The 18,672-nt window shown below is 56.3% G+C and carries 17 protein-coding genes; 10 read left to right on the top strand and 7 right to left on the bottom strand.

The window, feature by feature from the left end:
• Positions 1–70 precede the first annotated feature (70 nt).
• A complete protein-coding gene (locus RBB82_RS20680) occupies positions 71–772 on the top strand; it encodes a hypothetical protein (protein WP_433972628.1) in 702 nt (233 codons plus the stop codon).
• Between the two features lie 220 nt (positions 773–992).
• Here RBB82_RS20680 and RBB82_RS20675 read toward each other — a convergent pair whose 3' ends face one another.
• Complete coding sequence (locus RBB82_RS20675) at positions 993–3,608, bottom strand: TonB-dependent receptor (protein ID WP_433972627.1); 2,616 nt, start codon at positions 3,606–3,608, stop codon at positions 993–995.
• Between the two features lie 293 nt (positions 3,609–3,901).
• Between RBB82_RS20675 and RBB82_RS20670 the strand changes: the two genes are divergently transcribed.
• From RBB82_RS20670 to RBB82_RS20650, 5 genes are all read left to right on the top strand, one after another.
• Positions 3,902–4,498 carry an RNA polymerase sigma factor gene (locus RBB82_RS20670; protein WP_433972626.1) on the top strand — a complete coding sequence of 199 codons (597 nt, stop codon included), beginning with the start codon at positions 3,902–3,904 and terminating at the stop codon, positions 4,496–4,498.
• 4 nt (positions 4,499–4,502) lie between these two features.
• The gene (locus RBB82_RS20665) at positions 4,503–5,303 is read left to right on the top strand and encodes a hypothetical protein (protein ID WP_433972625.1); all 801 of its coding nucleotides are present in this window, start codon (positions 4,503–4,505) and stop codon (positions 5,301–5,303) included.
• Positions 5,304–5,448: 145 nt separating this feature from the next.
• Positions 5,449–5,601 (top strand): hypothetical protein, encoded by a 153-nt coding sequence (locus tag RBB82_RS20660; RefSeq protein WP_433972624.1) that lies wholly within the window; start codon positions 5,449–5,451, stop codon positions 5,599–5,601.
• A 179-nt stretch (positions 5,602–5,780) separates the two neighbouring features.
• The gene (locus tag RBB82_RS20655) at positions 5,781–8,336 is read left to right on the top strand and encodes an ABC transporter permease (RefSeq protein ID WP_433972623.1); all 2,556 of its coding nucleotides are present in this window, start codon (positions 5,781–5,783) and stop codon (positions 8,334–8,336) included.
• Positions 8,337–8,537: 201 nt separating this feature from the next.
• Entirely contained in the window at positions 8,538–9,227 is a 690-nt protein-coding gene (locus tag RBB82_RS20650) for a hypothetical protein (protein ID WP_433972622.1), read from the top strand.
• Positions 9,228–9,240: 13 nt separating this feature from the next.
• On the opposite strand, the gene RBB82_RS20645 is transcribed toward RBB82_RS20650, so the two are convergent.
• Together RBB82_RS20645 and RBB82_RS20640 are read right to left on the bottom strand one after the other, a co-directional pair.
• On the bottom strand, positions 9,241–10,053 hold the full coding sequence (locus tag RBB82_RS20645) for a family 1 encapsulin nanocompartment shell protein (RefSeq protein ID WP_433972621.1): 813 nt from the start codon (positions 10,051–10,053) through the stop codon (positions 9,241–9,243).
• Positions 10,046–11,143 carry a Dyp-type peroxidase gene (locus RBB82_RS20640; protein ID WP_433972620.1) on the bottom strand — a complete coding sequence of 366 codons (1,098 nt, stop codon included), beginning with the start codon at positions 11,141–11,143 and terminating at the stop codon, positions 10,046–10,048. The genes RBB82_RS20645 and RBB82_RS20640 overlap by 8 nt, the downstream gene beginning before the upstream one ends.
• Before the next feature lie 209 nt (positions 11,144–11,352).
• Between RBB82_RS20640 and RBB82_RS20635 the strand changes: the two genes are divergently transcribed.
• A complete protein-coding gene (locus tag RBB82_RS20635) occupies positions 11,353–11,814 on the top strand; it encodes a DUF1761 domain-containing protein (protein WP_433972619.1) in 462 nt (153 codons plus the stop codon).
• Here the strand turns inward: RBB82_RS20635 and RBB82_RS20630 are convergent.
• The 3 genes from RBB82_RS20630 to RBB82_RS20620 form a co-directional block, all read right to left on the bottom strand.
• Positions 11,811–12,260, bottom strand: coding sequence for a rhodanese-like domain-containing protein (locus tag RBB82_RS20630; protein ID WP_433972618.1), 450 nt, complete (start codon positions 12,258–12,260; stop codon positions 11,811–11,813). The genes RBB82_RS20635 and RBB82_RS20630 overlap by 4 nt on opposite strands.
• Positions 12,261–12,352: 92 nt before the next feature.
• Positions 12,353–13,660 (bottom strand): RNA polymerase sigma factor, encoded by a 1,308-nt coding sequence (locus RBB82_RS20625; protein ID WP_433972617.1) that lies wholly within the window; start codon positions 13,658–13,660, stop codon positions 12,353–12,355.
• Between the two features lie 14 nt (positions 13,661–13,674).
• Positions 13,675–14,016, bottom strand: a complete 342-nt coding sequence (locus tag RBB82_RS20620) for a YciI family protein (RefSeq protein WP_433972616.1) — start codon at positions 14,014–14,016, stop codon at positions 13,675–13,677.
• A gap of 217 nt (positions 14,017–14,233) precedes the next feature.
• Between RBB82_RS20620 and RBB82_RS20615 the strand changes: the two genes are divergently transcribed.
• The 3 genes from RBB82_RS20615 (at position 14,234) to RBB82_RS20605 (ending at position 17,931) form a co-directional block, all read left to right on the top strand.
• Positions 14,234–16,816 carry a RecQ family ATP-dependent DNA helicase gene (locus RBB82_RS20615; RefSeq protein ID WP_433972615.1) on the top strand — a complete coding sequence of 861 codons (2,583 nt, stop codon included), beginning with the start codon at positions 14,234–14,236 and terminating at the stop codon, positions 16,814–16,816.
• Positions 16,817–16,909: 93 nt separating this feature from the next.
• The gene (locus RBB82_RS20610; RefSeq protein WP_433972614.1) at positions 16,910–17,287 is read left to right on the top strand and encodes a VOC family protein; all 378 of its coding nucleotides are present in this window, start codon (positions 16,910–16,912) and stop codon (positions 17,285–17,287) included.
• Between the two features lie 98 nt (positions 17,288–17,385).
• Entirely contained in the window at positions 17,386–17,931 is a 546-nt protein-coding gene (locus RBB82_RS20605) for a PaaI family thioesterase (protein ID WP_433972613.1), read from the top strand.
• 6 nt (positions 17,932–17,937) lie between these two features.
• Here RBB82_RS20605 and RBB82_RS20600 read toward each other — a convergent pair whose 3' ends face one another.
• A complete protein-coding gene (locus RBB82_RS20600; protein WP_433972612.1) occupies positions 17,938–18,657 on the bottom strand; it encodes a glycosyltransferase in 720 nt (239 codons plus the stop codon).
• Positions 18,658–18,672: the final 15 nt, after the last annotated feature.

Below are 18,672 nucleotides of genomic sequence, written 5' to 3'. Positions count from 1 at the left end.
CTCCCATCAAGAGGGCGAACCTGTCCGGGCCTCGTGGTTCGGTCTAATTCTAAACGAAATGGAGAATGTAATGAGAATGAGAAAGTTCACGCAGTGCTGGAACTACCTTGAGTCGGGCATTATCATCTTCGCTTTGACTTCGGTCATAGGGGCCGTTGTCGCTCCGGTCGCGGCCTCCGCTCAAGACAAGAAAGATGAGATCACTTTTGATCTGGTGCCAAATCCGCAATTTGTCGAGTGCCTTCGCAAATCTCATTATGAAGAACCTAGGGCTCGGGCGACGGTTATTCGCGGGAAACTCAATGACACCATGATTCTGGATCTCGATGGATTCAAACCCGGTCTCACCTTCGATCTCTTTACGGTACAACGCAGTCCGTTCTTGTCGGATAAAACGCCCGATCCAAACTTCAAGAGCGTCTTCAAGGGCAGCTTCGGTCTTGCGTGGTACCAGTCGGACATTGAGATTAGAACTCACACTGACGACGGTCATGTTCGCATCAAGACGATCCTGCTCGACCAGATCTTCGGTTTTGATCCGGACGCGTCCTTGCCACCTACCAACACCTTTCACGTTGGGTTCTGGTTCAACAATCCACAAGACGCTGCTGCCTGCGGTTTTCCAGCGAACGACCCCACCAAGTTCACTCCGTTCAATGGCGAACACAAGGCGGGACCCTTCGCGATGATCAGCGTGCCGGATCAAAAAACACAGTTGGGCCCGCTCTGCACCGATCCTGATGACTCACATCCGGGCAGTTGCAATCCCTGAATCTTGCTTGCGGTCGAGAGCGGGTGCATCGCCCAATCCTGCTCTCTCCGCTTGCGGGCATCCATTCCACAACGCAGGGGCCAAGACAATCAATGTATCCCCAAACAAGTCGATCTTCTTTGGAAACCAACATTTGGATTGTGCCCCTCATAAACCTGCCTGGTTCACCAAGGATGCTGCGGTGCATTAGGGAAAGATGGCGATGTACCGCCTTCGATACTTATCTCTTCCACAGCGTGATCTTAAGTCCGCCGTAGATGTTGAACGGCGTCCCCGGAGCCAGGAAGGTCGAGGTACGGATCGGGATATCGTCAGTACCATATGGAGTCCCAAACGGTCGCGCCACAAAATGGTTGTCATTGTCGAAAGGTGTCGTGCCAAGCTGCGCGCCCGTTGAGTAGTGCTTATCGAGCAGGTTGTTCATCTGTACGAAGAGCTGAATCCGAGAGATGATCTGATACCTCGCTCCTAGGCTGACGATCCCATACCCAGCCGACTTGCCTGGTCCTAGGTAGTACACGCCATCCGGTTGGTCGAGATTGTTTTCATTGCCACGCGCGAACGAGGAGCCCACGGTGAGAATATTCAGTTCTGCAATCAGCTTCGGCGAAGGCTTGTACTGACCGAGGACCTTGAGCATATTGCGTGGCACCTGCGGAATGAAGTTACCTGGAATGATGTGAATGTCATCATCGATACCAGGCTGACCAGCCAGTGCACTGTCGTTCGCGCTGTTGCTACCCCCATCGACCGTTTGCGGGCTTTGGTACGTCGCATTCAGGAAGGTGTAATTGCCACTTGCACTCCAGTGCCGCCAGTCCTTTCCAATCTCCAACTCAACACCGTCCCGGCGTGTCTTGCCAAAGTTGAGGAAGTAACCGAAGCCGGTCTGCTCCGAAGCCACGAATAGCAGGTCATTGTAGTTCTGACCGAAGAAGTAGTCCGCACTCCAGTGAAACGTGCCCCCCTCGTTGCTACGGATGCCTACCTCAAAGGTGCGCGAAACAACTTGTTTGAGTGGTGGATCACTCACCAGTGCATTCGGCAAATTGCACGGCTCGTTAGGATCAGCACATCCCAATTCGATCGACGTCGGGGCGCGGCTCGCCTCGCTGTAGTTGAAGTAGGTGTTGAAGAAGTGAGTTGGCTTATAGGTGAACCCTGCAGCGGGGTTGAAGCGTTGAAAGACATTGTTACTGGTCAGGTCACCACGCACAGACGACGCAGGAAGGTAATCAACATTGTCGAGAGACGTATGGTTGTAGCGACCCGAAAGCGTTACGGTCCACGGCCCGCGAACGAAGGTATCGGTAGCGTACACGCTAGGAGTGTTGGAGGTTCCATGCAACTGAACGCGGCTGTCCACGGGGTCGCCGTTAGAGAAGGTCGTACCATCCAGGAATACCGGAATCAGTGTGAATGAGACATTGTCCGTGTTCAGATAGCCAAGCTGAGTGAGTTGGTGATAGGTCGAGGCACCTCGGTCCCAGCTTGCACCAACGGAAAGGCGGTTGTACTTTGTCCGCCATGTCATCAGACCAGAGAGACCGTAACCATTTTGCTTGTCCGTCGTGCGTGTGATCACGCCATTGCACTTTTCAGAAGGCTCGCCGCCCTCTCCTTCCAGCGATTGCGCAATGCAGCGCCAGAACGGAAAAGGTTCGGTGGTGGGGTTGCCGGTGGTCGGGAATCCCGTATATCCAGCCGCCGTCAGCGCAGCAATATCAGCTGCGCTCAAATTGTAAAGTGACTGATCAAAGGAGTCGTCGTTCAAATCACCATTGGAGCTATCGGAGCGGACATAGCGATAGTAAGCATTGCCGGAAAAGCTGAGATTGTCCGTCACGTCGTGAGTCGCATTGAACGTTAAGGACGGTGATCGGTCCCAGGTAACATCGGGAATAGTGTTGACATCGGTGTAATTGGCCTTGAGAAAGCGGAAGTCGGAGGTGCCGTTGCCGGTCAACCAGTTGTCGGCATAGCCCCCGCTCAAGTAGACACTCGTCTTTGTGCTCGTCCACCCTACCTTTGCGAACGCCTGTCGAACCTCCGAAGGCGAGTACTGCCGCCATCCGTCTTCGCGATAGAGATTGCCTGCCAGGTAAACGTTGAAGCCCTTGGCCAGCGCCACGCCCAGTTCTCCTTCACCGGCACGAACGCCGAACTTGCCGCCGGTGATCTGCAGTGACCCTCCAGGAGCAGTCAAACCATCCTTGGTCTGTACCGACACCGCTCCGCCTAGAGTGTTCAAACCATAGACTGGGTCGGAGCCGGGAATCAGAGCCATGTCACGAATGGCTATCTTGGGGATCAGGTCCCAGGCCACAACATCACCAAATGGCTGGTTCTGTCGAACCCCATCCAGATAAACGGAAAGTCCTTCGGGAGTACCAAGCAACGGAGAGGCAGTATAGCCGCGATAGTTGATGTTCGGCTGAAACGGATTGCCCACATTGTCGTTGATGTAAACGCCACTCAGACGCCTGTTCATTAGCTGCGCAAGATCCAGAGCATTGCTATCCTCAAGATTTTTCGCGGTCAAACCTTGTACGTTAACCGGAATTTGGTCGAGAGGCTGATCCCCTTGTCCAATAGGAGTAGGAGAGATCACCGTGACGCTTGTTGACCCTCCCCGGGCTGTCAGCGATATCTCTTGAGATACAGGGGTCGCAGAGGCAACATCGATTGCGATGGTGCGAGAGGAGAAGCCGTTCCGGAATAATTCCAACCGGTACTGCCCCAATGGCAGATCAATGAGTGTGAAGGCTCCCATCGCATCCGTCTGAAAGCTCCGATTAGTTCCTTGCGGGCCGATGAGACGTCCACTGGCCTTCAACGCGGCACCTGTAGAATCGGTGATCTGAAGGCGGATCTCACCTCTATTCTGTTCATAGAGAGAAGTTGCTGTCGTTTGGCCAGGAAGAGGTAATGAGGAAATACCCAACAGAATGAGAAGTCCTATCGTGGAGCAGTGGCGAAAAAACATGGACCTGCCCTTCGCAACGTGTACTTGCACTTGTAGATAATTGCCATGCTGATGACATAGTCCAAAGGACAGCCTCTTGTTCAGCCTATTTTCAATCTATTTTTATCCGACCCAAAGACTTGGAGTGGTTTGGATATTGGATAATGGGGAGTAAGGTATTTCGTCTCGTGTTCGACGACACAATTGCTGAATATATATCGGGAATTTCCTGGGCGGATGACAGGATCGAGACAGCTCAGGCACTGGAACTCGAGATTCTCTCTGTTTACGACTCGTTGCAACTTCCCCTTCTGCGCTATTCGATCTCATTCCGCCTCTCCATCGCCGAAGGAGAGGACATCGTTCAGGAGACCTTTTTAGCGTTGTTTGATCATCTACGGAAAGGTCGTTCGCGGGATAACCTTCGCGGATGGGTCTTTCGTGTGGCACACAATCTCGCTTTGAAGCGTCGGCTGTTCCATAGAAACCAGTCCGCTCTGATCAGTGTCGACAGCTATCGACCAGAGGAGTACTTATCTGATGCACTCAATCCTGAACAGATTGCAATCGAAGGAGAGCACCGAGCACAGCTCGTAGCGATCTACAAAGCCCTCCCGGAAAATGATAGGCTTGTTCTCCAACTTCGCGCCGAGGGATTGACGTATCGAGAGATCGCTCATGTTGTAGGAGTTTCTTTGGGAACCGTATCGAATTCACTTGGGCGCTCGCTGTCTCGATTGGCGCTCCTAAATCAGAGGTAATCGGATGTTCGACCAAAATGGGCACCTGACCGATGAAGAACTGATCAAGTTGATCGATGGCGAGACATCAATAACTGCGGATGGGGCTCGCACGCACTGTGCGGAATGCCTGCTTTGCAGATCGCGTCGATCCAGGCTCGAACATGCTCAATCTAAATTTGCGGAGCTATATTCCTCGACAATCAAGCCTGCGACTCTGGAACTGAGTCTGAAACGTCGCGCACAACTGAGAGACCGTCTGGCAGCTGTACGTCGTGAATCTCCAACATCCTCGCCTGTGCAATTCACTCATCACCGTGGGTACCTACTCGTTGCGGCAACGATATTTGCGATAGCGATCATAGCGTTGTTTCGAACGAGCACCTTCACCTACACTCAGCCGAACTCCGATCAAAAAGCGCTTCGCCTACTACCTGATAAAACTTTTACGCCAGGGGCAACCCGTTCGATTAGTTTGACAGAGGTCTGTTCTCAACGAGAAGAGGATCTTGATCCTGCAGTCTCGGACCATCTTAGAAAAGTCGTATTTCAAGAGTACGGGATGATGAGCAGCACGAAAACGGATGGCTACCAGGTCGACTATCTCATCAATCCACAACTCGGGGGCACGGCCGATGTTCGCAATCTCTGGCCGGAGCCGTACGGTGCTACGGTATGGAACGCCCATGCCAAAGATGCATTAGAAGACCGCTTACACCGCATGGTTTGTAGTAACCAGATCGATTTAGCGTCGGCGCAACACGAGATCGCTACCGATTGGATCGCTGCGTACAAGAAGTACTTTCACGGAGAAAATCCTACATAGTCAAACCGGCACGCGATTGGGATATTCACCCACTTGATCGTTATCGGCTGCGAGAGACGTCCACTCTAGCTCTTGGTGTGGCGGCATTTAGCCGCTGAGCAGGATCTTAAGGGTGATACAGGGCTGCAGGCATTGGCTGGCACTAATGAATCGCAAAGGCGATAAGGACAACACGATCTCTAAGAAAGAGTTCGACACATTCATAAACACTCAATTTGACCTGCCCGACACCGATCACGACGGAACGCTTGACGCCGCTGAATTGGGTCATTTGAAAGCGATGCTATGCGCAAAGTAAAGTACGGCCACTGAACTTGCTCCCGTATGCTGATAAGCTGCAAATCGCATCGGATACAAAGAGCGCAAAGCCAAAACAGAAATAGCGGTGCAGATAACGCTTAATCGGCTCCCGCAGCCTGTTCAACAGGAAGGGAACAATGCGTGTAAAGCTTCCGTATGAGTTCGAGAGGACCTTTCATGCAAACGTTGCGGCAGGATATCGCGTATGCGATTCGTCAGATGCGGCTGTCTCCCGTCTTCACGCTTACCGCCACGTTGACATTGGCCTTGGGTATTGGCGCGACGACGGCCATTTTTTCACTCATTCATACGGTGATGTTGAAGTCGCTCCCGGTAGCCGATCCTTCGCGGTTGTACCGGATCGGTGATGGACAGGATTGTTGCATTGAGGGCAGCCCGCAGGACAACTGGGGGATGTTCTCCTACCTGTTTTATCAACGCATGCGGGAAAATACGTCGGAGTTCGAAGAGTTGGCAGCTTTTCAGGCAGGTGGAATCCAGTTCAGCATGCGACGCGGAGAGAACGACCACGTGGCGAAACCGCTGGGTGGAGAGTTTGTCAGCGGTAACTACTTTTCCACCTTCGGCGTGAGCGCCTTCACCGGTCGAACCATTGTTCCTTCCGATGATCAGCCAACGTCGGTGCCAGTCGCGATGCTCAGCTATCGCACCTGGCAGCAGGAGTATGGCTCCGATCCACATGTCGTGGGATCGACATTCATCCTGAACGGTCGACCCTTTGTCGTGGTCGGCATTACGCCCCCTGGTTTTTTCGGTGAGACGCTTCGGAGCAACCCGCCTGCCATATGGGTACCGATCAATCAGGAGCCGATGCTGAGCGGAACCAACTCCCTGCTCCACCATTTCAGTGCGTGGGTACGGGTGATTGGGCGACTGAAGCCAGGAGCGTCTCCAGATGCATTGCCAGGCCGATTGACGAATTTACTCCGGGGTTGGCTGATCAACGAGAGCGGCTTCCCTGCTGAATGGATGACAGGAGTCAAAGCGCAACTGCCAAAGCAGAAGATCAACGTCGTACCAGCCGGAACCGGCGTAGGTGTGATGCGAGCGAACTACTCAGCGAGCCTGAATATTTTGTTAGCGGTCTGCAGCCTGGTATTGCTGATCGCATGTGCAAACATCGCAAATCTACTGTTGGCGCGTGGCGCATCACGACAGACACAGACCTCCGTTCGACTGGCATTGGGCGCATCCAGAAAGAGATTGGTGAGTCAAGCCTTAACCGAGAGCCTGGTGCTGTCGATCATGGGTGGACTATTTGGTCTAGCGGTTGCGTTCATCGGAGTGAAGGTTGTTGTCGCGTTAGCATTTCGAGGAGCGCAGTACGTACCAATCGATGCAGCTCCATCATTGCCAGTGTTGGGGTTCGCGTTTCTAATGTCGCTTGTCACCGGCGTATTGTTTGGGACAGCACCAGCATGGCTGGCAACTCATGTGAACCCAGCGGAAGCCCTACGCGGTGCCAACCGAAGCACAAAGGATTCTTCATCGATCTCGCAGAAATCTTTGGTGATTGTGCAAGCTACGCTGTCCGTTGTCTTATTGACCGGGGCTGGATTGCTGACGAGAAGTCTGAAAAATCTCCAGCACCAGGACTTCGGCTATGAGACGGATCATCGAGCGACGATCAGCCTGAGCGCGCCATTCAACTCCTATCCGCAGCCGAAGCTCGATGCAATGTACCGCGAGCTACAAGAACGGCTGTCGCATCTCCCGGGAGTAGAGCGGGTAGCTCTAGCCCAGTACACTCCGCTGCAGGACAACTGGGGTGAGATTGTCATCCGACAGGGACATGGAATGCCTAGTATGAACGATCCTGTCGGTTCATCCTGGGACCATGTAAACGCAGGCTATCTGGAAACATTGGGCCAGAAGATTCTACGCGGGCGGTCGATCACCGAAGATGACAATGCTTCGGCACAAAAGATTGCTGTCGTGAATGAAGCGTTTGTGAAGAGGTTTTTCAAGCCAGGTGAAGAGCCTCTAGGGACGTATTTTGGGTTGGATCTACCGAAGTACAGCGCGACCTACGAGATCGTGGGAGTAGTGCGCGATGCGAAGTATCAGGACCCTACCGGCAAAGATCCGACTAGGCCCCTATTCTTCGTGCCCCTGGCCCAGCGTGTGTCCTATGACCATCCGCTGATGCAGTCAATTGATGACAGCACCCACTTTATCGAGGGCGCGGTATTCAAACTGCACGGTAGCATGGAAGGCTTGGAGTCGCAGGTGCGGCGTGTACTGAGCGAGGTCGATCCCAACCTGACGTTGTTAGGAGTACAGACACTCGAGGATCAGGTGGATTCGAACTTTGATCAGCAGCGTGCCGTGGCGAAGATGACTGGTTTGCTCGGCATACTGGCTCTGGTCCTGGCCGCGGTTGGACTGTATGGCGTAGCAGCATACACAGTTGAACGTAAGACGAACGAGATTGGCGTACGTATGGCGCTCGGGGCAAACCGAATGAATGTGGTTCGGCTCGTTCTGCGCGGCATTTTTGTGCAGATCCTCATAGGACTAGCGATTGGGATCCCAGCATCGATCGCATGCTCCCGCCTCATATCGGCACAGTTATACCAAGTGAAAGGATGGGATCCGCTCGTGTTGTGTGGATCTGTGCTGGCTCTGAGTCTGTGCGCTTTTCTGGCAAGCATCATTCCAGCCCAACGAGCTGCTTCTATCAATCCGGTAGAGGCGCTGCGAGCGGATTAGATCATCACGGTTGCGCTTGGCCAATTGGATCAACTCACATTTGATGTCGCTCAGGTAGAGCACCATTGTCGTCCATCCCGTTGCCGATCCCACCAAATTGCTCACGCAACACTTTGATAACCCGTCTACACTACCAGTGGCAGTCAATCCGCCCAACCTCTTCCGACCCACATGTCCTCCGAATACTCAGGACCACCCACCATGCAGCATCCCCTTCCCACCGGAACTCCTACCGCAACCGCTCCCCGTTTCTACCTCACCGGCCGGCAGTCGCTCAACCCGGGAGCCATCCTACTCGCCATTGTGGCCGCCGTCGGCGCGCTTTCGTCGGTCCTCTATGTCCTGGGTCATAACGGACACGCACATCTCACTTCCAGCGGCTCCGGCTCAGCTCGCTCCAACCCAACATCCAAATCCGCTTCAGCTGACGACGAGAAGGACGACCCATCCCAGATCGACACCATCGTCCTCGGCGACCCTGCCGACGCTCCCGTGCCCGGTCGCCCAGGCGACCACGTCAGCCCCGTTCACCCCACCGTCCTCGTTCGCCTGCCCCGCTTTGGCGACCAGGTGGGCCTCATCCCCGACACCCCCGCCGGCCGCCTTCTTTACGGCTGGCTCGCTGCTTTTAACCAGGAAAGCTACACTGAGCTTGGCACTGCTCTACCCAATGTCGCGCTCGCCTCCGCAGGCACTGCGCAGATCGAGCTCCGACGGCAGACTGGCGGCTTCAATCTGCTCTCTGCCAAAGAGGTGCAGCCCGGCGTCCTCGTCTTTCGACTCCGCGATCAGACCCCTTCAGCGACTGAGGTCCTCGGCACGCTCCAGGTGCGTCCGAACTCCAGCCCCGCATCCATCGCGAGTTTCAGCCTTCGCGCCGTTCCGCAATGAGTCGGAAAACTAGTTAAGAAGATTTCTTAGACGGTGACAACGCGACCGATGCTTCGCTGGTGAGCACTCGAAACACGAACGTCTCCTGAAGATACAGTTGTACGACGGAATCGGTATGGCTGAGATAGCCGATCGAAACATCCTGTCCCAGGTTCAGTTCAAAATCGCCTCCTCGCGTCGTCAAAACGTATGCGCCTTCAATCGCAGGCGCCCAGATCAAGTTGCCGTCCACGATGCGCTTCACATGCTCGAGCACAGGATATCCGTGATCGCGGGTTTCGGCGAGCGCTGTGTATTCGTCTGCCCCGAGTACAACCGAATAGGGCCCATTGACACCCATCAGCCGCAGTTGGCTCAGCGCGTGCGCCACTGCATCCGGATAATCCCGCACGTCCGCGGGCAGTGTATCGATAGGGTTGCTGGTGCTTTCGTGGATCCCCTGAATATCCGCTTCATGGTACCCCTTGAAGATAGCCCGGTCTTCCGCAAAGGCCAGTTTCTGCGCGGCGTCCTTCGCAGGCTGCCAGTCAGAGTCATCCGAGCCGCGCTCCACATCGTCGATCATCTGACGCGACAGTTCGAACGGTACCCTCAGTTCCACGAGCGGCTTCACCTCGCGTTGTCTTGCAAGGATGCCGTCCGCGGGAGCGGAGATCCCCTTCAGGTGCCCGGTCCCAACTCCAGGCAAAGGGATTCCTCCCGGCGAAGGAACATCCACAACGCGTCGCCCGGCCAGATACCGCTTCAGTGTTCTCGTCGTCTCTTCCTCAATCTCCGCCCATGCCGCGTCAGAGATCGGTGCCAGCTCCCGATGGAGGTTATTCATCTTGCTCTCCCTTTAGTGATCCTATCCTGAGTGATGTGTCGTGCACGGCGGCGGGTGCCGGTACAGGCGGAGACGAAGGCGCTTCGTTGGGGGGCGCCTTCGCATCTTTCTCTGTGGCCGGCGCATCCGCAGTAACGTTGTCTAGAAATGTCGCCGAAGGCACAAAGAACAAGCTGCCTGTCACGGGGCGGCTGAAGTCGAGCAGCCGGTCGTAGTTTCCGGGTGGCCGGCCCACGAACATGTTTTCGAGCATGATCTCGGTGATGCGCGGCGTGCGGCTGTAGCCGATGAAATACGTTCCGAATTCGCCGTGGCCCGGACGCCCAAAGGGCATGTTGTCCCTCAGAATCTGTAGCTGACGTCCGTTCTCGTCGATGTTGGTGAGCGCGTTGTGCGCGTATGCGGGCTTGTCTGCGTCGCTCAGTTCTATATCCGAGAGCTTCCGGCGGCCGATGATGCGTTCCTGCATCTCGACCGGGAGCCCATTCCACGCCTTCAAGTCGTGCATGTACTTCTGCACGATGACGTAACTGCCGCCTGCAAAGGCCGGGTCTTCGCTGCCGACGACCGCCGCCTCACGCGCCGCATCACCACGTGGGTTCTCCGTTCCGTCGACGAAGCCCATCACGTCGCGGTCATCGAAATAGCGAAACCCGTGAACCTCGTCGGCCACCGAGACGATGTCTCCGATGCTGTCCATGATCTGCGTCGCCAGTTCGAAGCACAGATCCATGCGCTTGGCGCGAATGTGGAAGAAGATGTCCCCCGGAGTGGATACGGCATCGCGTCCCCCGGAGCAAATCCTCCGAAACGGATGAAGCTCGGCGGGACGAGGCGCTCCGAAGAGACTGCCCCATGCATCCGACCCAAATCCGGCGACGCACGTTAGGCCCGCCTCCACGTCGCGAAACTCCACCGCACGAATTAACCCGGAGAGATCCGCGCAAAAAGCGCGCAGGCGTACATAAACATCCTCGTTCTGTCGGATGCACAGCACCAGGAAGATCGCCGCCCGCGTAAGCGGGCCGACTACCGTTTGTGGAAGAACAATTTCGTTGAGCTCACCAGGGGCGTCCATTCTTTTCTTCAATCCCGATCTACTTTGGCTTCATCTGAGTATCGCATTTTTTGCTGAGACAAACTCTGCCTTGGGCCAGGACGCTTCGCAGACTCATTAAACAGAACCACAACTCAGACTCGGCGCTCTCGCCGTCTCATCGCCGGACAAACTAAATTTCCTTGCCTGACACTGCGTCCACGCATATTCTCCGAGCATCACGGGACCTGTTCGGGAGACTTATGAAAAACATAAAACTCAACTGGCTCGCAATCCTCGTCGCGGCAATCGTCTCGTTTCTCTTTGAAGCGATCTGGTTCACAGTCTTCATGAAGCAATGGCTGGCCGGCATCGGCCGCACAATGGAGTGGCTGCAAGGTGCCGCAACCACAACCATCTCGCCCGGTGTTCAATACGCAACCGCGCTACTCTGCTCTATCATCGCCGCAACCATCCTCAGCATCGCCATTCAGGCCACAGGCGAACAGACCGTCCGTCGCGGCATCTTTTGCGCAATCCTCATCTGGATAGGTTTCATTGCCACCAGCTGGGCCAAGGAGTACATCTTCGAGGTCCGCACCCTCGAAATCTTCGCCATCAACACCGGCTACTCCCTCATCGATCTCATGCTCATCGGTGCAATCGTCGGCGGCTGGAAGAAAAAATCAGCAACCCTGGCGGCCCGTGCGCTCAACGTCGATTAGGAGGCCGTGTCGAGGTGGAACGGCGTCGTATATCGCTCCACTGGATAACCCTTTTCCTTCCAGGCCGCCAAGCCGCCTTTAAGAAACTTGATCCGCGTAAACTGCAGGGCCAACGCTCTCTCAAGGATCATTCGGCTGGTACTCTCACTGACGCACGTGCAATAGACCACGGAATCCTTCTCCTTCGGGATCAGCGACGCCTCTTCCAGAACCTCTTTCGGTGCAATCCTCCTCGACCCAGGAATGATCTCCGAATGTGCCAGCAAATCAAGCGGCTGACGGACATCGAACACCAAAATTTCCTGATTCTTCGAAATCAAATCGTGCAGAGTATCCGGGTCGATGCTATGCGCTTCCAGCTCCCGCCTCCGCCGCAGCTGCCTGATCCTGAAGATGCTAAAGAGCAATACGAGAAATCCAACTACACAAATAGCAATCAGATACATATACCGATCCTCCACTATCCTGAACAATCTGATTGATCTACCATACCGAAAGATGCTGAGATTTTACTCGCAGAACGTCTGCAACGGCTGAACTACCGCGTGGACTCCCCGCTTAAGGCCAGAACGCTGCTGTCACGGGAAGCGTTCAACAGCGCCAACTCAATCTGTTTCCGCAGAAACCGCTTCTCCGGCTCCGTGCAGTCGCACGACAGCGCAGCAGAAAATGCCGCTTCGGCCTCCGCAAACCGCCCGAGTTCCAGAAGTAAGCGCCCACGTACCGCAGGAAGCAGATGATAACCACGAACTGCCGGATGTTCCTCCACAGGAACCAGCGCCTCCAGGGCTGCCGAAGCACCATAAACCTTGCTCACAGCAACGGCGCGATTCAGCGCCACCACCGGCGACGAGGTCATCTCCGCTAAGTGGTCATAGTGCTCAAGAATCGTCCGCCAGTCGATCGTCTCCCAACTTTCAGCCGCCGCATAAGTCGTCGCAATCGCCGCCTGAACATGCCACACAGAGATCTCTTCTCCTGCGATCGACCGTTCGAAGTAGTGGAACCCCAGAGTAATCAACTCATCATCCCAGAGACTGCGATCCTGCTCTTCCAACAAAACCAGGTCCCCAGCCGCATCGGTACGCGCCCCCAGCCGCGCAGTCTGCAAAGCCATCAGCGCCACCAAAGCGTCCACGCGTGGTGCAGCCATCGACGACTCACACACCAATCGCCCCAACCGCAGCGCCTCAAGACACACATCCCGACGAATCAGCTCCTCCCCCGAGTGAGCTGCATAGCCCCCGCTGAACATCAGATAGATCACCTCCAACACAGAGTCGAGCCGCTCACGTACTTGCGTCCGCTCAGGCATGCGCAAAGGCAGGCCTTTCTCCCGCACTACCCGTTTAGCTCGCACCAGCCGCTGCGCGATCGTTCCCTCTTCGACAAGAAATATCCGCGCAATCTCCCCTACGCTGAAGCCCCCGACCAGCTTCAGACTCAAAGCAACGCGCACATCCTGCGACAGCTCCGGATGACAGCACATAAAGATCATGCGCAACTCATCGTCGCGAAAACTCTCTTCAATATCGACATCGTCCACTCGCCGGGTATTCGTCTCAAGCGCAGCGATCAACACATCTGTCTGATCTCCAAAACTCCGCACGCGACGCAGCGCAGAGATCGCATAGTTATGCGCCACACGAAACAACCACCCCTCAGGATTCTCCGGAACCCCTTGAAATGGCCACCTCTGCGTGGCCCGTAGCATCGCCTCCTGCACCGCGTCTTCGGCAAGTTCAAGATGTCGTGAGCCGAGCAGCCCGGCAAGATTGGAGACGATCCTGCCTGCCTGTCTGCGAAACAGGTGCTCCAATAACACCGGACTGCTCGTCTGCTCCATACGGAATCCTTCCATTACGTGGGCCGAACCATAACCTCTCGAATCTCAATCGTTCCGAAATCAATATGAGGATGATCGTTTGATAGCTTGACCGCATCCTCGAAGCTTGCAGCTTCAATCGTGTAGTAGCCTCCCAACACCTCGTTTGACTCTACGAATGGACCGTCCGTGATGCTTACACTTCCGTTCTTCTTCTGCATCAGTCGTCCCGTCTGCTCATCCAGGCGCTGTCCATCGACGACAAACGGTTTATTCCGCCACGCCAGATACTTCCCGACCGCCGCCTGCATCTGCTCCGGACCAAGCTTCTCCCAGGCCTTACGATCATCGCGTAACAACAGCATGTACTTTGGCATTGCATCTCCTCAAGCCCGGTTGGGCATCCTTCTACGCCAATAACGAATAACATCACAAGAAATAGACACCAGCCCGTTTAAATCGGCAAAAACTTCATCAAGAAAAGACAAAAGCAGAAAAATCCCGCCGCTCAACCAAGACTCAAACTATCTACCTCGTGTTCCACATCAACCACTTCGCCCCACGCGAAGATTATGCGAAACTCAAGCAAGCAGAATGAACCTCAAGACCCTCCTCCATCAAACCTTCGGCTTCGCAGAGTTTCGCGCCAACCAGGAGGCCGTCTGCCGCGCCGCCACCGACGGCCGCGATGTCCTCCTCGTAATGCCCACAGGAGCGGGAAAATCCCTCTGCTACCAGCTCCCGGCCATCGCCCGCGGTGGCACCGCGCTCGTCATCAGCCCCCTCATCGCCCTCATGGACGACCAGGCCACCAAACTCACCGCCGCCGGCCTTCGCGTCGCTCGCATCCACTCCGGCCTCTCCCGCGACGAAGCCCGCCAGGCCTGCCGCGACTACCTCGACGGCACCCTCCAGTTCCTCTTCATCGCACCCGAGCGCATGCGCGTCCCCAACTTCCCCGAGATGCTCGCAAAAAAGAAGCCCTCCCTCGTTGCGATCGACGAGGCCCACTGCATCTCCGCCTGGGGCCACGACTTTCGCCCCGACTACCGCACCCTCGGCGACTTCCTCCCTGCCCTCCGCCCCGCGCCCGTCATCGCTCTCACCGCCACCGCCACGCCCACCGTCCAACGCGACATCATCACCCAACTCAAGCTCACCCAACCCGACCTCTTCATCCACGGCTTTCGCCGCCACAACCTCGCCATCGAGGTCGTAGAGCTCTCCAAGCCTCGCCGCAACGAGTTCACCGCAAACCTCCTCAAAGAAAAATCCAATCGCCCCGCCATCGTCTACGCCCCATCGCGCAAAGCCGCTGAAGATTTGGCCTCGACGTTAGGAGGAAGCGCAGCCGCCTATCATGCAGGCCTCGACCCCGCCACACGCGAGCGTGTCCAGCGCCACTTCCTCAGTGGAAACCTCGAAGTAGTCGTAGCAACCATCGCCTTCGGCATGGGCATCGACAAAGCCGACGTCCGCACCGTCGTCCACACCGCGCTCCCCGGCTCCGTCGAGCAGTACTACCAGGAGATAGGCCGCGCCGGACGCGACGGCCAACCATCGAGAACCGTACTCCTCCACTCCTTCGCCGACCGCAAGATGCACGACTTCTTCCTCGAGCGCGACTATCCCGCCATCACCGAACTCACTCGCGTCGCCGCCGTCCTCAATGACGACTACCAGATGCCCGACCTCCTCCGCCAACGTCTCAAGATGGACGCCGAGACCTTCGACAAGGCCGTCGAAAAACTCATCGCTCAGGGCGCAGCCACCATCGACATGGGCGGCAACGTCCGCAAGGCCGAAGACGCCCCTCGCAGCGCAGCATGGCGCAAAGGCTACGACGAACAAATCAACTTCCGCCGCTCTCAAATCGACCGCATGGTGCAGTTCGCGGAATCCGCGCAGTGCCGCATGGCCGCACTCATCCAGCACTTCGGCGACACCGCCGACGGCCTCCGTCCCTGCGGCCACTGCGACTTCTGCGCCCCACAAAGTGCCACCGCACAAACCTTCCGCCAACCCACCACAGAAGAAGAGCGCCAACTCCGCGCCATCCTCCGCGCACTCGACGGTCAAACCCGCGCCACCGGCAAACTCCACACCGAACTCTCTACCGGCGCACTGCGCGGAACCACAGCCGCCGAACGCAAAGTCTTCGACACCCTCCTCGGCGCATTAACCCGAGCCGGATTGATCACGCTAAATCAAGATCAGTGGACCAACCCCGAAGGCAATCTCATCACCTTCAAAAAAGCCTCCCTCACCCACGAAGGCCGCACCCTCACCGGACCACTTCCACCCGATCTCCTCCTCAAAGACGCCACCAACTCAACCACATCATCCGCGCGCAAAAAATCGGGGACAAGCACCACCCCCAAACCCTCCAAAACCTCCCTCAAAGCCGAGCGCGATCAAACCACCGCCACTTACAACCCCACGCAAAAAACTCTCGAAGCCAACCTCCGCAACTGGCGCAAAAACGAAGCCGCCAAAACCGGCAAGCCCGCATTTATCGTCTTCTCCGACAGCGTCCTCCACAACCTCGTCGTCGCCGCTCCCAGGACCATCTCCCAACTCCTCACCGTCTCCGGCATAGGCCAGGAAAAAGCCGACCGCTACGGAGCATCCATCATCGCCATCTGCCGCTCCGAAGCACCAATCGACAGCGGCATCATCGACCCCTCCAACCCTCGCGGCACCCATTCGCCAAGCTTCATCTCCGCCACAACAAGAACTCCCCCACATACAAAAGAATCGCCATCTCGACCAGGGCAAGGTTCCAGCCAATGGAGAACGTTGCAATCGCCAGCACCCGCAAAAGAATCGTCATCTCGACCGGAGCGCAGCGGAGTGGAGAGACCCCCGCATTTTGCTTTGAGCAGCACAACCTCTACTGTTACCGAAACCTTCTACCGCCAGCGAGCAGCAACACCCGACCCCACCGACTCCCTCACCCCAGAGCAACAAGCCCTCGACGAGCGCCTCCGCGACTGGCGGAAAGCCGAGTCCGAGCGTCTCGGCCTTCCACTCTTCTTCGTCCTCGCCTCCACCACGCTCCGCAACATCGTCCTCGCCCGTCCGCAGACCCTCACTCAACTCAAAGCCGTCCACGGCCTTGGCCTCGAAAAAGTAGAGAAGTTCGGCCCCGGAATCATCCAGGTCTGCACCACCTGAGCGACCCATTCAGCCTGAAAGCTTCACGCATAATCATTCTCTTCGTGGCACCATACCTTCAACGCAATTACTTCAAACGTCGGAGGCCGATCCATGGCTGACGCAACTGTGGCCAAGAGAATTAGCCCCATGCTGGCAGTAGCAGACATGGAAAAAACCCTCGCCTTCTATCAGGAAGTTCTCGGCTTCACGCCAACGATGAAGTCGCCAGAGTATTCCATCATCGAACGAGACAACCAAACCATCCACTTTCAAAAGGCCGCGTCAGAAGAGGTTATGAGCTGCGTCCGCGGCCACACCGAAATCTACATCGAAGTCTCAGCCATCCATTCACTTTGGGAGCACGTAAAGTCCTTCAAGAGTCGCTACAAAATCAGAGACCTCTTCGACCGCGACTACGGCATGACCGAATTCCACATCTCCGACCCCAATGACTGCCTGATATTTGTCGGAGAAGCGATCACCAGGTAATCGCGAACACCAAACCTAATCCGGTCAGCCAAACAAACTGAATGGCTATTCATTTCAATCCGTTTGTGCTAACGTCCGAAGGACGAGCCAGCCAAGCCATGACCGAACCCAACCCTAACTCAGAAGCCTCCGACACTACCCGCCACACCCCCGCCTCGATGGACGGCAACCCTACCATCGACGAGCGCGCCAATCACTGCTTCGGCTGCGGCCCCGCCAACCCTCAGGGCCTCCACCTCACCTTCACCACCGACACCTCAAACCCCGAAGCCATCACCGCAACCTCACACTTCCAGCTCGACCGAATGCACGAAGGCCCCCCGGGTCACATCCACGGCGGCATCGTCGCCGCGCTTCTTGACGAGGCCATGAGCAAGCTCAATCGCCCGCTCAACGTCCTCGCCATGACCCGCCACATGGAGGTCGACTACCTTCGTCCCGTCCCGCTCTATGTGCCACTGGTCCTCATCAGCCGCCACCTCGACCGGCCAGCGCAACCCGACGGAAATCCTGGCCGCAAACTCTTCCACCAGGCCGAAATTCAGCGTCCCGACGGCACCGTCCTCGCCCGCAGCAAAGGCCTCTTCATCGCCATCGATGAAAAACTGCTGACCATGTCGCGCCTCATGGCCCAGGAATCTTAATCAATCTCAGCCAGCCTCACCCCAATACCCCTGGTCTTCGAGAAAATACTCCTCATCCCAGGTATGCACCATCGTCTTGAAGAACATCCACACCATCCGCCAGTGTCCCAGCTTCTGGAACCGCCGGTTCGTAGTCAGCACCCGTCCCCGCACGATCCTAAACCGCTGTCGCGCCACGCCCTTCGACAGCAGATAGTCCTCCGCGAACAACGCCCGTTCGTTGAACCCACCCAACTCCCACAAAACCTCGCGGTCAAATAGCATAAACATCCCGGTTGCAAACGGCTTGGTAAACGAACCCACCCTCTGCATCAAGTTATTCCCCGCGTAGAGCAGATCATCGAAAAAACTACCCTCCCGACAGGCAATATTTGTAGTCGCCAAATGCAGATCCCGCCGCTCCATCCGCCACAACGCCCTTCGCAGCAGCGTAGGCTCAGGCAACTCCACATCCGCATCCAAAAACAACACATACTTCGTCGTCGCCAGCCTCGCCCCCGCGTTACGCCCGACCGACGGCAACCCACCCACCACCACCTCAACCTCTAACCGATCCCGAAACCCCAACGCCGCCTCCACTGTTCCATCGGTCGAACCAGCATCCGCCACTAGCACCCGCGTCTGCGCCATCCCCGCATAGTCCTGTCGACAGAGCGACTCCAGCAACCTCGGCAGCATCGCCACTTCGTTCTTGGCAGGAATAACAATCGTCAGTTCACCAACCATCCAGGAGCCTCCGTC

Source organism: Tunturiibacter lichenicola, assembly GCF_051013355.1.
In the GTDB taxonomy this organism is placed as follows: Bacteria; Acidobacteriota; Terriglobia; order Terriglobales; family Acidobacteriaceae; genus Edaphobacter; species Edaphobacter lichenicola_F.
The sequence above is the reverse complement of the archived record's forward strand: the minus strand, read 5'-3'. Positions and strand labels throughout refer to the sequence as shown.

Excerpts from the sequence above, each read along its gene's own strand:
- RBB82_RS20665 (WP_433972625.1), top strand. The coding sequence starts at position 4,503 with ATGTTCGACCAAAATGGGCACCTGACCGATGAAGAACTGATCAAGTTG.
- RBB82_RS20650 (WP_433972622.1), top strand. The coding sequence starts at position 8,538 with ATGCAGCATCCCCTTCCCACCGGAACTCCTACCGCAACCGCTCCCCGT.
- RBB82_RS20620 (WP_433972616.1), bottom strand. The coding sequence starts at position 14,016 with ATGCCAAAGTACATGCTGTTGTTACGCGATGATCGTAAGGCCTGGGAG.
- RBB82_RS20655 (WP_433972623.1), top strand. The coding sequence starts at position 5,781 with ATGCAAACGTTGCGGCAGGATATCGCGTATGCGATTCGTCAGATGCGG.
- RBB82_RS20605 (WP_433972613.1), top strand. The coding sequence starts at position 17,386 with ATGACCGAACCCAACCCTAACTCAGAAGCCTCCGACACTACCCGCCAC.
- RBB82_RS20625 (WP_433972617.1), bottom strand. The coding sequence starts at position 13,660 with ATGGAGCAGACGAGCAGTCCGGTGTTATTGGAGCACCTGTTTCGCAGA.
- RBB82_RS20630 (WP_433972618.1), bottom strand. The coding sequence starts at position 12,260 with ATGTATCTGATTGCTATTTGTGTAGTTGGATTTCTCGTATTGCTCTTT.
- RBB82_RS20660 (WP_433972624.1), top strand. The coding sequence starts at position 5,449 with ATGAATCGCAAAGGCGATAAGGACAACACGATCTCTAAGAAAGAGTTC.
- RBB82_RS20680 (WP_433972628.1), top strand. The coding sequence starts at position 71 with ATGAGAATGAGAAAGTTCACGCAGTGCTGGAACTACCTTGAGTCGGGC.
- RBB82_RS20615 (WP_433972615.1), top strand. The coding sequence starts at position 14,234 with ATGAACCTCAAGACCCTCCTCCATCAAACCTTCGGCTTCGCAGAGTTT.
- RBB82_RS20645 (WP_433972621.1), bottom strand. The coding sequence starts at position 10,053 with ATGAATAACCTCCATCGGGAGCTGGCACCGATCTCTGACGCGGCATGG.
- RBB82_RS20610 (WP_433972614.1), top strand. The coding sequence starts at position 16,910 with ATGGCTGACGCAACTGTGGCCAAGAGAATTAGCCCCATGCTGGCAGTA.
- RBB82_RS20670 (WP_433972626.1), top strand. The coding sequence starts at position 3,902 with ATGGGGAGTAAGGTATTTCGTCTCGTGTTCGACGACACAATTGCTGAA.
- RBB82_RS20635 (WP_433972619.1), top strand. The coding sequence starts at position 11,353 with ATGAAAAACATAAAACTCAACTGGCTCGCAATCCTCGTCGCGGCAATC.
- RBB82_RS20600 (WP_433972612.1), bottom strand. The coding sequence starts at position 18,657 with ATGGTTGGTGAACTGACGATTGTTATTCCTGCCAAGAACGAAGTGGCG.